10 protein-coding genes and 1 pseudogene are annotated in these 13,566 nt (G+C 67.8%); 3 read left to right on the forward strand and 8 right to left on the reverse strand.

The window, feature by feature from the left end; all coding sequences use genetic code 11:
• Positions 1 to 138, reverse strand: a pseudogene (locus ABZ371_RS01285) (hypothetical protein); the annotation flags it as partial.
• A 56-nt stretch (positions 139 to 194) separates the two neighbouring features.
• Here ABZ371_RS01285 and ABZ371_RS01290 point away from each other — a divergent pair.
• The 3 genes from ABZ371_RS01290 to ABZ371_RS01300 are packed head-to-tail and all read left to right on the forward strand — an operon-like array spanning position 195 to position 1,624.
• The gene (locus ABZ371_RS01290; RefSeq protein ID WP_358672516.1) at positions 195 to 1,112 is read left to right on the forward strand and encodes a peptidoglycan-binding protein; all 918 of its coding nucleotides are present in this window, start codon (positions 195 to 197) and stop codon (positions 1,110 to 1,112) included.
• A 13-nt stretch (positions 1,113 to 1,125) separates the two neighbouring features.
• A complete protein-coding gene (locus ABZ371_RS01295) occupies positions 1,126 to 1,377 on the forward strand; it encodes a hypothetical protein (protein ID WP_358672517.1) in 252 nt (83 codons plus the stop codon).
• Complete coding sequence (locus ABZ371_RS01300) at positions 1,364 to 1,624, forward strand: hypothetical protein (protein ID WP_358672518.1); 261 nt, start codon at positions 1,364 to 1,366, stop codon at positions 1,622 to 1,624. The genes ABZ371_RS01295 and ABZ371_RS01300 overlap by 14 nt, the downstream gene beginning before the upstream one ends.
• An 89-nt stretch (positions 1,625 to 1,713) precedes the next feature.
• Here ABZ371_RS01300 and ABZ371_RS01305 read toward each other — a convergent pair whose 3' ends face one another.
• From ABZ371_RS01305 to rplK, 7 genes are all read right to left on the reverse strand, one after another.
• Positions 1,714 to 5,613: a DNA-directed RNA polymerase subunit beta' gene (locus ABZ371_RS01305; protein WP_358672519.1), complete on the reverse strand. Its 3,900-nt coding sequence runs from the start codon at positions 5,611 to 5,613 to the stop codon at positions 1,714 to 1,716.
• Positions 5,614 to 5,741: 128 nt separating this feature from the next.
• Positions 5,742 to 9,227, reverse strand: coding sequence for a DNA-directed RNA polymerase subunit beta (gene rpoB / locus ABZ371_RS01310; RefSeq protein WP_358672520.1), 3,486 nt, complete (start codon positions 9,225 to 9,227; stop codon positions 5,742 to 5,744).
• 611 nt (positions 9,228 to 9,838) lie between these two features.
• Complete coding sequence (gene rplL / locus ABZ371_RS01315; RefSeq protein ID WP_069171190.1) at positions 9,839 to 10,222, reverse strand: 50S ribosomal protein L7/L12; 384 nt, start codon at positions 10,220 to 10,222, stop codon at positions 9,839 to 9,841.
• 84 nt (positions 10,223 to 10,306) lie between these two features.
• Positions 10,307 to 10,864 carry a 50S ribosomal protein L10 gene (gene rplJ / locus ABZ371_RS01320; protein ID WP_358672521.1) on the reverse strand — a complete coding sequence of 186 codons (558 nt, stop codon included), beginning with the start codon at positions 10,862 to 10,864 and terminating at the stop codon, positions 10,307 to 10,309.
• A gap of 305 nt (positions 10,865 to 11,169) precedes the next feature.
• Positions 11,170 to 12,087 (reverse strand): hypothetical protein, encoded by a 918-nt coding sequence (locus ABZ371_RS01325; RefSeq protein WP_358672522.1) that lies wholly within the window; start codon positions 12,085 to 12,087, stop codon positions 11,170 to 11,172.
• Between the two features lie 166 nt (positions 12,088 to 12,253).
• On the reverse strand, positions 12,254 to 12,976 hold the full coding sequence (rplA, locus tag ABZ371_RS01330) for a 50S ribosomal protein L1 (protein WP_069171193.1): 723 nt from the start codon (positions 12,974 to 12,976) through the stop codon (positions 12,254 to 12,256).
• A gap of 82 nt (positions 12,977 to 13,058) precedes the next feature.
• Positions 13,059 to 13,493, reverse strand: a complete 435-nt coding sequence (gene rplK / locus ABZ371_RS01335; protein WP_003967000.1) for a 50S ribosomal protein L11 — start codon at positions 13,491 to 13,493, stop codon at positions 13,059 to 13,061.
• Positions 13,494 to 13,566 lie beyond the last annotated feature (73 nt).

The raw sequence follows: 13,566 nt of genomic DNA on the forward strand, positions 1-13,566 counted from the left end.
GTTCCACCGGCGGGGCCGTGACCTTGAGGAACGTGTACTTCGCGTCCTGTCGAGCTTGGAGAGCACCACGCCGTCGAAGCCGACACCGTCGCGGAATGCCTCGGCGGTGTTGACCGCGTCCTGGCCGATCATGGCGTCATCCGCTGCCGCACCCCGCGCGCCCTCCCCGGCCGAACCACCACCGAAGGACTCCCATGGCCACACCCCTGTCCGCATCAGCCCTGCTCGCCGCGCTGCGCGCCGAAGGCGTCGACGTCGTCGAGCACAGGAGCTGGCGCACCCACAACCGCAACCACAAGGGCGCCTGGGGCCCGCTGAACGGCGTGATGATCCACCACACCGTCAGCAAAGGCACCGACGCGTCCGTGGAGCTCTGCTACGACGGCCACGCCGCCCTGCCCGGCCCGCTCTGCCACGGAGTCATCGACAAGGCCGGCACCGTCCACCTCGTCGGCAACGGCCGCGCCAACCACGCCGGCGGCGGCGATCCGGCCGTGCTGCGCCGGGTGCTCACGGAGGACTACGGCGACCGCCCACCCGCTCCCCGGGAGCACGAGGGCAGCGCGGGGGCCGTCGACGGCAACGCCCGCTTCTACGGTTTCGAGTGCGTCAACCTCGGCGACGGCGAGGACCCCTGGCCGGCCGCCCAGCTCGACGCGATCGAGCGCGTCTCGGCGGCCCTCTGCCGGGCCCACGGCTGGACCGCGCGCAGTGTCGTGGGCCACCTGGAGTGGTCCGACCGGAAGGTCGACCCGCGCGGCTTCACCATGCCGTCACTGCGGGACCGCGTCACCGCCCGGCTGAGTGCCCCGGCGAGCGGCCGGCCCGCGGACCGGCCTTCCGGCGGCACGCCCACCCCCCGCTACCAGCCGTTCCCCGGTGCCCCGTTCTTCACCGCCCGCACCAGCTCGCCGGTGATCACCGCGATGGGCCGCCGGCTGGTCGCCGAAGGCTGCTCGGCCTACGCCACGGGGCCGGGCCCCCGCTGGACCGACGCCGACCGCCGTTCGTACGCCGCCTGGCAGCGCAAGCTCGGCTTCCGGGGCAGCGACGCGGACGGGGTGCCGGGCCGCGCCTCCTGGAACGCCCTCAAGGTCCCGCACACGAGATGAGGAACCCGCAACCATGTCCGACGCCACCCGCCGCACCACCCGGACCCTGGTCCAGACCGCCCTCTCCCTTGCCGTGCTTCTGCCCGCGCTTGTCGACGCGTCCGGGCTCCCGGCGGCCCTGCCCTGGGTCGCCGGGACCCTGGCCGTCGCGGGGGCGCTGACCCGGGTGATGGCCGTACCGGGAGTGCAGGGACTTCTTCCGGCCTGGCTCCGTACCGAGCCGCCCGGACACGAGACCGTGGGAGCCGCCCATGACCGAGACTGATCCGAACAACCCGGTCGCCGTCGCCCTGGAGCTGGAGCGCCTGCGCGGTTCGCTGGAGGCCGGCTTCGCCCGGGCCGACGGCCAGCTGGCGCTGCTGGTGCAGCGCAGCGACCAGACCGACAAGCAACTGGCGGACCACGAGGCCCGCCTCGACGCGCTGGAACGCTCCCGCTGGCCGCTGGCGAGCGTCGGCGCGCTCACCGCGATGTTCGCCCTCGCCCTGGCCCTGTGGGAGAACGTGCGCTGACCCGCCGGGGGCGGGCCCACCGCACGCGGAAGGGCGCCCACCCCCGTACGCCGGTACTCGGCGGGGGTGGGCGCCCTTCTCACTCACTGCTACTGGTTGTACGGACCGTAGTCGTAGTCCTCCAGCGGAACGGCCTGGCCGGAGCCCGTGCCGAACGGCGAGTAGTCGATGTCGTCGTAGCCGACGGCCGAGTACATCGCGGCCTTGGCCTCCTCGGTCGGCTCGACCCGGATGTTGCGGTAGCGGGACAGACCCGTACCGGCCGGGATGAGCTTACCGATGATGACGTTCTCCTTGAGGCCGATGAGCGAGTCGGACTTGGCGTTGATCGCCGCGTCCGTCAGCACTCGGGTCGTCTCCTGGAAGGAGGCGGCCGACAGCCAGGACTCCGTCGCCAGCGAGGCCTTGGTGATACCCATCAGCTGCGGACGGCCGGAGGCGGGGTGACCGCCCTCGGTGACCACACGACGGTTCTCGGTCTCGAACTTCGAGCGCTCGACGAGCTCGCCCGGCAGCAGCTCCGCGTCGCCGGACTCGATGATCGTCACGCGGCGCAGCATCTGCCGGATGATGATCTCGATGTGCTTGTCGTGGATCGACACACCCTGCGAGTTGTAGACCTTCTGGACCTCGCCGACCAGGTGGACCTGGACCGCGCGCTGACCGAGGATCCGCAGCACGTCGTGCGGGTTGGTGGCACCGACGGTGAGCTTCTGGCCCACCTCGACCGCGTCGCCCTCGCCGACCAGGAGACGGGCACGCTTGGAGATCGGGAACGCCGTCTCCTCGCTGCCGTCGTCCGGGGTGACGACGAGCTTCTTGGTCTTCTCGGTCTCCTCGATCCGGACGCGGCCGGCCGCCTCCGAGATCGGGGCGACACCCTTGGGGGTACGCGCCTCGAAGAGCTCGACGACACGCGGCAGACCCTGGGTGATGTCGTCACCGGCCACACCACCGGTGTGGAAGGTACGCATCGTCAGCTGGGTGCCGGGCTCACCGATGGACTGGGCGGCGATGATGCCGACCGCCTCACCGATGTCAACCAGCTTGCCGGTGGCGAGCGAGCGCCCGTAGCAGAAGGCACAGGTGCCGACCGCGGACTCACAGGTCAGGACCGAGCGGGTCTTGACCTCCTCGACGCCGGCGCCCACGAGGGCGTCGATCAGGACGTCACCGAGGTCGACGTTGGCAGGCGCGATGACCTTGCCGTCGACGACGACGTCCTCGGCGAGCATCCGGGCGTAGACCGAGGTCTCGACGTCGTCCGTCTTGCGCAGGACTCCGTCGGCACCCTTGACGGCGATCTTCAGCTTGAGGCCGCGGTCGGTGCCGCAGTCCTCCTCGCGGATGATCACGTCCTGCGAGACGTCCACCAGACGACGGGTCAGGTAACCCGAGTCGGCGGTACGCAGGGCGGTGTCCGCCAGACCCTTACGGGCACCGTGCGTGGAGATGAAGTACTCCAGAACGGTGAGGCCCTCGCGGAAGGACGCCTTGATCGGACGCGGGATGGTCTCGTTCTTCGCGTTCGACACCAGACCACGCATACCCGCGATCTGACGCATCTGCATCATGTTTCCTCGGGCACCCGAGTCGACCATCATGAAGATGGGGTTCGTCTTCGGGAAGTTCGCGTTCATCGCCTCGGCGACCTCGTTGGTCGCCTTGGTCCAGATCGCGATGAGCTCCTGCGTGCGCTCGTCCTTGGTGATCAGACCGCGCTCGTACTGCTTCTGGACCTTCTCGTCCTGCTCCTCGTAGCCCTTGACGATGGCCTTCTTGGCCTCGGGCACGACGACGTCGGAGATGGCCACGGTCACACCGGAGCGGGTCGCCCAGTGGAAACCGGCCGCCTTCAGGTTGTCGAGCGTCGCCGCCACGATGACCTTGGGGTAGCGCTCGGCCAGGTCGTTGACGATCTCGGAGAGCTGCTTCTTGCCCACCGAGTAGTCGACGAACGGGTAGTCCTCGGGCAGCAGCTCGTTGAAGAGCGCGCGGCCCAGGCTCGTACGCAGCCGGAAGGTGTCACCCGGCTGGTACTCGGGCTCGCCCTCCTCGGCGACCGGCGGCACCCAGCCACGCGGCGGGATGGTGCCCACCGGGAAGCGGATGTCGACCTTCGCCTGGAGCGACAGCTCGCGGGCGTCGAAGGCCATGATCGCCTCGGCCGTGGAGCCGAAGGAGCGGTCGGTGCCCTTGACGTTGCGGCCCTCTTCGTCCGTGGTGAGGAAGAAGAGGCCCAGCACCATGTCCTGGGTCGGCATGGTGACCGGACGGCCGTCGGCCGGCTTGAGGATGTTGTTCGAGGACAGCATCAGGATGCGGGCCTCGGCCTGCGCCTCCGCGGAGAGCGGCAGGTGCACGGCCATCTGGTCACCGTCGAAGTCCGCGTTGAACGCGGTGCAGACGAGCGGGTGGATCTGGATGGCCTTGCCCTCGACCAGCTGCGGCTCGAATGCCTGGATGCCGAGGCGGTGCAGGGTGGGCGCACGGTTCAGCAGCACCGGGTGCTCGGCGATGACCTCTTCGAGGACGTCGTACACGACGGTGCGGCCACGCTCGACCATGCGCTTGGCCGACTTGATGTTCTGCGCGTGGTTCAGGTCCACCAGGCGCTTCATCACGAACGGCTTGAAGAGCTCCAGCGCCATCGCCTTCGGCAGACCGCACTGGTGCAGCTTGAGCTGCGGACCGACGACGATCACGGAACGCGCGGAGTAGTCCACGCGCTTGCCGAGGAGGTTCTGGCGGAAACGGCCCTGCTTGCCCTTCAGCATGTCGCTGAGGGACTTCAGGGGGCGGTTACCGGGACCGGTGACCGGGCGACCGCGGCGGCCGTTGTCGAACAGCGCGTCGACGGCCTCCTGCAGCATCCGCTTCTCGTTGTTCACGATGATCTCGGGGGCACCGAGGTCGAGGAGACGCTTGAGGCGGTTGTTGCGGTTGATCACACGGCGGTACAGGTCGTTCAGGTCGGAGGTCGCGAAGCGGCCACCGTCCAGCTGCACCATCGGACGCAGGTCCGGCGGGATGACCGGCACGCAGTCGAGCACCATGCCCTTGGGCTTGTTGCTGGTCTGCAGGAACGCGGAGACGACCTTGAGGCGCTTGAGCGCACGGGTCTTCTTCTGGCCCTTGCCGGTGCGGATGATCTCGCGGAGGCGCTCGGCCTCCTCGTCGAGGTCGAAGGACTCCAGGCGCTTCTGCAGCGCGGCGGCGCCCATGCAGCCGTCGAAGTACGTGCCGAAGCGGTCACGCAGCTCGCGGTAGAGCAGCTCGTCGCCCTCGAGGTCCTGGACCTTGAGGTTCTTGAAGCGGCTCCACACCTCGTCGAGACGGTCGATCTCGCGCTGCGCACGGTCGCGCAGCTGCTTCATCTCGCGCTCGGCACCTTCGCGCACCTTGCGGCGCACGTCGGCCTTGGCACCCTCGGCCTCGAGCTCGGCCAGGTCGGTCTCGAGCTTCTTGGCACGGTTCTCGAGGTCCGAGTCACGGCGGTTCTCGACCTGCTGACGCTCGACGGAGACGTGCGCCTCCAGCGACGGGAGGTCGCGCGTGCGGCGCTCCTCGTCGACGAACGTGATCATGTACGCGGCGAAGTAGATGACCTTCTCGAGGTCCTTCGGCGCGAGGTCCAGCAGGTAGCCGAGGCGCGACGGGACGCCCTTGAAGTACCAGATGTGGGTGACGGGAGCGGCAAGCTCGATGTGGCCCATCCGCTCACGGCGCACCTTGGCGCGCGTGACCTCGACGCCACAGCGCTCACAGATGATGCCCTTGAAGCGGACACGCTTGTACTTGCCGCAGTAGCACTCCCAGTCCCGGGTGGGACCGAAGATCTTCTCGCAGAAGAGTCCGTCCTTCTCGGGCTTGAGCGTGCGGTAGTTGATGGTCTCCGGCTTCTTCACTTCGCCGTGGGACCAGGTCCGGATGTCGTCCGCGGTGGCAAGGCCGATCCGCAGCTCGTCGAAGAAGTTGACGTCGAGCACTTGTCGTCAATCCCTCTTTCGGGGGTTCGAGCCCCCTCGCTCACGCGAGAAATCGGGGCACTTCAGCAATGGTCTGAACGGGTCCGGGGAGAGCCGGCCGGATCACGGGGATCCGGCCGGCCAACCCGTCAGACCTCTTCGACGCTGCTCGGCTCTCGCCGGGACAGGTCGATACCGAGCTCCTCCGCCGCGCGGAAGACGTCCTCGTCCGTGTCGCGCATCTCGATGGACATGCCGTCCGAGGAGAGCACCTCCACGTTGAGGCAGAGCGACTGCATCTCCTTGATGAGCACCTTGAAGGACTCGGGGATGCCGGGCTCGGGGATGTTCTCGCCCTTGACGATCGCCTCGTAGACCTTCACGCGGCCGGTGACGTCGTCGGACTTGATCGTCAGGAGCTCCTGGAGGGCGTATGCGGCGCCGTAAGCCTCAAGGGCCCACACCTCCATCTCACCGAATCGCTGACCACCGAACTGCGCCTTACCACCCAGCGGCTGCTGCGTGATCATGGAGTACGGGCCGGTCGAACGCGCGTGGAGCTTGTCGTCGACCAGGTGGTGCAGCTTGAGGATGTACATGTACCCGACCGAGACCGGGTCCGGGAACGGCTCGCCGGAGCGGCCGTCGAACAGGTTGGCCTTGCCCGAGGGCTGGACCAGCCGGTCGCCGTCGCGGTTCGGGATCGTGGCCTGGAAGAGGCCGGTGATCTCGTCCTCGCGGGCGCCGTCGAAGACGGGCGTGGCGACGTTGGTGCCGGGGGCGACCTTGTCGGCGCCGATGGCCTGCAGGCGCTGGGCCCACTCGTCACCGAGGCCGGAGACGTCCCAGCCACGGCTGGCGAGCCAGCCGAGGTGGATCTCCAGGACCTGTCCCGGGTTCATTCGGGACGGGACACCCAGCGGGTTGAGGATGATGTCGACCGGGGTGCCGTCCTCCAGGAACGGCATGTCCTCGATCGGCAGGATCTTGGAGATGACGCCCTTGTTGCCGTGACGGCCGGCGAGCTTGTCACCATCGGTGATCTTGCGCTTCTGCGCGACGTAGACGCGGACCAGCTGGTTCACGCCCGGCGGCAGCTCGTCGCCCTCTTCGCGGTCGAAGACGCGGACGCCGATGACCTTGCCGATCTCGCCGTGCGGGACCTTCAGCGAGGTGTCGCGCACCTCGCGCGCCTTCTCACCGAAGATCGCACGGAGCAGGCGCTCCTCCGGGGTCAGCTCGGTCTCACCCTTGGGCGTGACCTTGCCGACGAGGATGTCGCCGGCGACGACCTCGGCACCGATGCGGATGATGCCGCGCTCGTCGAGGTCGGCGAGGACCTCCTCGGAGACGTTCGGGATGTCCCGGGTGATCTCCTCCGGGCCGAGCTTGGTGTCACGGGCGTCGACCTCGTGCTCCTCGATGTGGATCGAGGAGAGGACGTCGTCCTGCACGAGGCGCTGCGACAGGATGATCGCGTCCTCGTAGTTGTGACCCTCCCACGGCATGAACGCGACGAGCAGGTTCTTGCCGAGGGCCATCTCGCCGTCCTCGGTGGCCGGACCGTCGGCGAGCACCTGGCTCTCGACGACCCGGTCGCCCTCGGAGACGACGACCTTCTGGTTGACCGAGGTGCCCTGGTTGGACCGCATGAACTTGGCGATGCGGTACGTGGTGTACGTGCCGTCGTCGTTCGTCACGGTGATGTAGTCCGCGGAGACCTCCTGGACCACACCCGACTTCTCGGCCTTGAGCACGTCGCCGGCGTCGGTGGCACAGCGGTACTCCATGCCGGTACCGACCAGGGGCGCCTCGCTCTTGATGAGCGGGACGGCCTGACGCATCATGTTCGCGCCCATGAGGGCGCGGTTGGCGTCGTCGTGCTCCAGGAACGGGATCATCGCGGTGGCGACCGACACCATCTGGCGCGGCGAGACGTCCATGTAGTCGACGTCGTCACCGGGGATGTAGTCGATCTCCCCGCCACGACGGCGGACCAGGACGCGCGCCTCGGTGAAGCGCATGTCCTCCGACAGCGTCGCGTTCGCCTGGGCGATCACGAAGCGGTCTTCCTCGTCGGCCGTGAGGTAGTCGACGTCGTCGGTGACGACGCCCTCGACGACCTTGCGGTACGGCGTCTCGATGAAACCGAACGGGTTGATGCGCCCGTACGAGGCCAGCGAACCGATCAGACCGATGTTCGGGCCTTCCGGCGTCTCGATCGGGCACATGCGGCCGTAGTGCGACGGGTGGACGTCACGGACCTCGAAGCCGGCCCGCTCACGGGAGAGACCACCCGGGCCGAGGGCGTTGAGACGACGCTTGTGCGTCAGGCCCGACAGCGGGTTGTTCTGGTCCATGAACTGGGACAGCTGGCTGGTGCCGAAGAACTCCTTGATGGAGGCGACGACCGGCCGGATGTTGATCAGGGTCTGCGGCGTGATCGCCTCGACGTCCTGGGTGGTCATGCGCTCGCGCACGACGCGCTCCATGCGGGCGAGACCCGTACGGACCTGGTTCTGGATCAGCTCACCGACGTTACGGATACGGCGGTTGCCGAAGTGGTCGATGTCGTCGGTCTCGACCATGATCGAACGGCCGGACTCGCCGACCGTCTCGGTCTCACCGGCGTGCAGCTTCACCAGGTACTTGATGGTGGCGATGATGTCGTCGCTGGTGAGCACACCCGCGTCGAGCGGCTCGTCGGCGCCGAGCTTCTTGTTCACCTTGTAGCGGCCGACCTTCGCGAGGTCGTAGCGCTTCGGGTTGAAGTAGAGGTTCTCGAGCAGCGTCTGAGCGGCCTCGCGCGTGGGCGGCTCGCCCGGGCGCAGCTTGCGGTAGATGTCGAGCAGCGCGTCGTCCTGGCCCTGGGTGTGGTCCTTCTCCAGGGTGGCGCGCATGGACTCGTACTCGCCGAACTCCTCGAGGATCTGCTCGGTGGTCCAGCCGAGAGCCTTCAGGAGGACGGTGACGGACTGCTTGCGCTTGCGGTCGATGCGGACACCGACCATGTCGCGCTTGTCGATCTCCATCTCCAGCCAGGCACCCCGGGACGGGATGATCTTGGCGGAGAAGATGTCCTTGTCGGACGTCTTGTCGATGGAGGAGTCGAAGTAGACGCCCGGCGAGCGCACGAGCTGCGACACCACGACACGCTCGGTGCCGTTGATGACGAAGGTGCCCTTGTTGGTCATGAGCGGGAAGTCGCCCATGAAGACCGTCTGGGACTTGATCTCGCCGGTCTCGTTGTTGGTGAACTCGGCCGTGACGAAGAGCGGCGCGGCGAACGTGAAGTCGCGCTCCTTGCACTCGTCGATCGAGTTCTTCGGGGGCTCGAAGCGGTGGTCGCGGAAGGTGAGCGACATCGACCCGGAGAAGTCCTCGATCGGGGAGATCTCCTCGAAGATTTCCTCCAGGCCGGACTTGGTGGGGACGTCTTGTCCACTGTCCAGAGCAGCCTCGACGCGAGCCTTCCACGCGGCGTTGCCGAGGAGCCAGTCAAAGCTCTCGGTCTGCAGCGCGAGGAGGTTCGGAACCTCGAGGGGCTCCTTGATCTTTGCAAAAGAGATGCGCAGCGGGGCGGTGCTGGCACCGTTGTTCGTATTCGAGGTCGAGGCGTTGCGCGAGGCGGCCAAGAGGGGGTCCTTCCGAGGGCTCGGACTCACTACGCGCGTACCGGCCCCAAGCCGTACACAGAGACAGGGATCCCAAGATCAGGGAAGGTCCGGTCATCGGTGCTGGGCGTGGGCATGCCCCTGGTGACGGGCAGGAGGCAGCTAACAGGCAGCGCAAAGGGTCAGTGTAGCCAAACGCCACACTGATGTCCAGTCGCGGTTCTCAGAGACCCACGTTGCTCTCAACAGCTGTTCTCAACACCTATGAATAGCCCTCGCGCGGTGTGCGCTCTTCTTTACTGCCCTCTTCGCTCTCGATCCATGCCTCGGATGCGGATCGAGATGACGACGCGTCCTGAGAATTGCGCGCCGCGTGCGGTTCGTCAAGGCCCCGAGGGGCGCTGCGGACGACCGACGATCTTCACCTGCGCCCGGAGGACGCGGGTTGACGCCTCACTGCGCCCCGGAGAAACGCACGGCGAAAGATCACCCTACTCGCCGCCGACGGAAGATCAAGGCGCCCTCCGGGCGCACGCCGAAGGGCGACCACCCGGATGGGTGATCGCCCTTCGCGATGTGACATCTCAGCCTCGCGGCAGAGACGGTCCTGAGGAGTCAGAGGACTCGCAGGGTCACTTGACCTCGACGGAGGCGCCGGCGCCCTTGAGGGACTCGGCAGCCTTCTCGGCGGCCTCCTTGGCGACCTTCTCGAGGACGGGCTTCGGGGCGCCGTCCACGAGGTCCTTGGCCTCCTTGAGGCCCAGCGAGGTCAGCTCACGCACGACCTTGATGACCTGGATCTTCTTCTCGCCGGCACCCGTGAGGATGACGTCGAACTCGTCCTGCTCGGCAGCGGCCTCGGCCGGGGCGCCGGGCGCGGCAACGCCGGCGGCGGCGACCGGGGCGGCGGCGGTGACGTCGAACTTCTCCTCGAAGGCCTTCACGAACTCGGAGAGCTCGATGAGGGTCATCTCTTCGAACTGCGCGAGCAGGTCGTCCTGGGACAGCTTCGCCATGACAGGCGTCCTTCCACTATTCGGCAGGTGCCGGATGTATATGTCGGCGGGCGTACGTGGAGCCCGCTGGACCGCTGAGCGAAATTACTCGGCGGCCTCGGCGGGAGCCGGAGTACCGGCACCGCCCTGCTCTTCCTTCTTGGCACGAAGCGCTTCCGCGGTGCGGACGAACTTCGAGGGCAGCGCCTGGAAGAGTGCGGCAGCCTGCGACTGCTTGCCCTTCATGGCACCGGCCAACTTGGAGAGCAGAACCTCGCGGGACTCGAGGTCCGCGAGCTTCTTGATCTCATCGGCGGACAGCGCCTTACCGTCAAGGACACCGCCCTTGATGATGAGGTTGGGGTTGTCCTTGGCGAAGTCACGAAGACCCTTCGCCGACTCCACCGGGTCACCGGTGACGAAGGCAACCGCCGTCGGACCCGAGAACAGGTCGTCCAGCGCGTTGATCCCGGCCTCGTTGGCCGCAATCTTGGTCAGCGTGTTCTTCACCACGGCGTACTGGGCGTTCTCACCGAGCGAACGGCGCAGCTGCTTGAGCTGTGCCACGGTGAGACCCCGGTACTCGGTCAGCACGGCGGCGTTCGAGCTGCGGAACTGGTCCGTCAGCTCGGCTACCGCGGCAGCCTTGTCGGGCCTTGCCATGAGCGTCGGCCTCCTTCCGGGTGATGAGGACCGCTCAGAAGGGGCCGGTAAAGACGAAACGCCCCGGCGCAGGCGCCAGGGCGTAGCTCGACCGGACGAGGTCCGGGAGCTTTCCACAGTCACCTGCGCAGGTCGCCCGTTCTCGACGGATCCTTCGGTCACCGGCCTCTCACGAGGGCACGGTGACGACCAGCGGTCTTTGGCTTCCTGTGGAGCGTACGCGACCGGACCCGTGCGGAGCAAATCCGTCCCGGTTCGACCGGTGCGAGAGGTTTACGGCCTGCCCTGACGGGTCGGCGCGGAGGTCAGGAGGCGGTTCCCGCCGTGCCGCCCCGCTGCCCCAGCAGCTCCTTGAAGTCGACCGTGTCGCCGGCCGCCGGCTTCTCGACCGACACGTCGGTGCCGTAGTGGCTGTAGAAGACCGTCGAGTTGAGCGCTCCGGTCTTCGTGGTGGCCTTCTCGGTCTTCTTCACCAGCAGGTCGTCCCTGTCGACCCAGATGTCGACCGTCTCCCTGCTGATGCCGAGCCGGCCGAGCTGCTCCTTGAAGGCGGCCAACTGACGGGCGTCCGGAGCGGAGGTCCTCGCGGTCAGCTCGGCCACGTCCACGGTCCCGGAGTAGTGGGTCGTGGCGACGCCCCGTACGTGCTCCCGGCCCACCTCCTCGACGTCGCCGGAGGCCAGCAGGGCGTCCACGCCCTGCTGCGGGGTGCTGTTGCGCATCTGCTCCGCGAGGACCTCCCCCGACGCGCCCCCGAGCTCGGCCAGGTCGGCGTAGGCGTAGCGGATCCAGCGCTTGCCGCCCACCTCGGCCGCGAAGGCCTCGCCCATGTCGGCGTAGTACTCGTCCTCGAGGTAGCGGGCCCGCATCGAGCCGTCACCGCCGGACTGCTTCAGCGCGTCCCCCATGGTCCCGCCGGTGTACGTGATCGTGAGGGCGCCGGTCATCCCGTCCGACCAGTCGATGACACCGGACTGCTCCATGGACATCGTGCTGCCCATGGTCGTGGTGCCCTCCACCTCGGCCGACTGCGCGCCCCCGGTCTCCTTCTGCACCAGGCGCAGCGCGGCGACCGCGTCGGCCCGCACCACTCCTTGCCCGGCGGTCCTGCCGCCGTCGTCCGCCCCCGTGGAGTCCTCCGGCCCTCCGCAGGCGGCCACCGACACCAGTGCCGCCGCTGCCGCGACCGCGATCCCCGCCCGGCGCGCCGTTGTCGTCGTCATGTGAGTCTCCACCCCTCGCTGCACAGCTTCGCCCCGCCCGATCGTTGTGCGCGTCGTTCCGCGCGTTCGCGTTCCTCCCGCACGTACGAGGACGGGCCCCGCACCTCGAAAGGTTGCGGGGCCCGTCACATGCCGTGAGAAACGGCTACCGGGTGAGCGCGGGGGCTCAGACGGCGGCCGGGTCCTCCTCGACGAGGAGGTTGCGCACACGGTTGGCGTCCAGCGGGATGCCGGGGCCCATCGTGGTGCTCAGGGTCGCCTTCTTGATGAAGCGGCCCTTCGCGGCGGACGGCTTCAGACGGAGGATCTCCTCCAGCGCCGCGCCGTAGTTCTCGACCAGCTTCGTGTCGTCGAACGACGTCTTGCCGATGATGAAGTGCAGGTTCGAGTGCTTGTCGACGCGGAACTCGATCTTTCCGCCCTTGATGTCGTTGACGGCCTTGACGACATCGGGGGTGACGGTGCCGGTCTTCGGGTTCGGCATCAGACCACGCGGACCGAGCACGCGGCCCAGGCGGCCGACCTTGCCCATGAGGTCCGGCGTGGCGACGACGGCGTCGAAGTCCAGACGGCCCTTCGCCACCTCGTCGATGAGCTCGTCGGCGCCGACGATGTCGGCGCCCGCGGCTTCCGCGGCCGCAGCACGGTCACCGGTCGCGAAGACCAGGACCCGGGCGGTCTTGCCGGTGCCGTGCGGGAGGTTCACGGTGCCACGGACCATCTGGTCGGCCTTGCGCGGGTCTACACCCAGGCAGAACGCGACCTCGACGGTGCCGTCGAACTTCGTGGTGGCGGTGTCCTTGGCGAGACGGACGGCCTCGAGCGGGGCGTAGGTGCGCTCCCGGTCGATCTTCGCGTCCGCAGCGCGGAGGTTCTTGCTGCGCTTCACTTCTACTCCTGATGGTTTGCGAGTGTGGAGTCGTGGTGCGGACCAGCGCTTGGTCCTACCACTGAGGGCTTACGGGGCTGAATCAGCCTTCGACCGTGATGCCCATGGAACGGGCGGTGCCAGCGATGATCTTCGACGCGGCGTCGAGGTCGTTGGCGTTCAGGTCGGGGAGCTTCGTCGTGGCGATCTCGCGGACCTGGGCGGCCGTCAGCTTGGCGACCTTGGTCTTGTGCGGCTCGCCGGAGCCCTTGTCCACGCCCGCGGCCTTGAGGATCAGCTTGGCGGCCGGCGGAGTCTTCGTGACGAAGGTGAAGGAGCGGTCCTCGTAGACCGTGATCTCCACCGGCACGACCATGCCACGCTGCGACTCGGTCGCGGCGTTGTAGGCCTTGCAGAACTCCATGATGTTGACGCCGTGCTGGCCCAGCGCGGGGCCGACCGGCGGAGCCGGGTTGGCCGCACCGGCGTTGATCTGGAGCTTGATAAGCCCCGTGACCTTCTTCTTCTTGGGAGGCATTGCTCTCTCCGGGTCCTAGTGAGAGTGTTTCGCCGCCAGTCCGGTCGTCCGGACGGAGGCATACCGCGCAACG

Source organism: Streptomyces sp. NPDC005899, from assembly GCF_040629645.1.
In the GTDB taxonomy this organism is placed as follows: Bacteria; Actinomycetota; Actinomycetes; order Streptomycetales; family Streptomycetaceae; genus Streptomyces.

What these genes read in the sequence shown, in the direction of transcription:
- ABZ371_RS01290 (WP_358672516.1), top strand. Translation starts at nt 195, where the DNA reads ATGGCCACACCCCTGTCCGCATCAGCCCTGCTCGCCGCGCTGCGCGCC.
- ABZ371_RS01295 (WP_358672517.1), top strand. Translation starts at nt 1,126, where the DNA reads ATGTCCGACGCCACCCGCCGCACCACCCGGACCCTGGTCCAGACCGCC.
- ABZ371_RS01300 (WP_358672518.1), top strand. Translation starts at nt 1,364, where the DNA reads ATGACCGAGACTGATCCGAACAACCCGGTCGCCGTCGCCCTGGAGCTG.
- rplL (WP_069171190.1), bottom strand. Translation starts at nt 10,222, where the DNA reads ATGGCGAAGCTGTCCCAGGACGACCTGCTCGCGCAGTTCGAAGAGATG.
- rplJ (WP_358672521.1), bottom strand. Translation starts at nt 10,864, where the DNA reads ATGGCAAGGCCCGACAAGGCTGCCGCGGTAGCCGAGCTGACGGACCAG.
- ABZ371_RS01325 (WP_358672522.1), bottom strand. Translation starts at nt 12,087, where the DNA reads ATGACGACGACAACGGCGCGCCGGGCGGGGATCGCGGTCGCGGCAGCG.
- rplK (WP_003967000.1), bottom strand. Translation starts at nt 13,493, where the DNA reads ATGCCTCCCAAGAAGAAGAAGGTCACGGGGCTTATCAAGCTCCAGATC.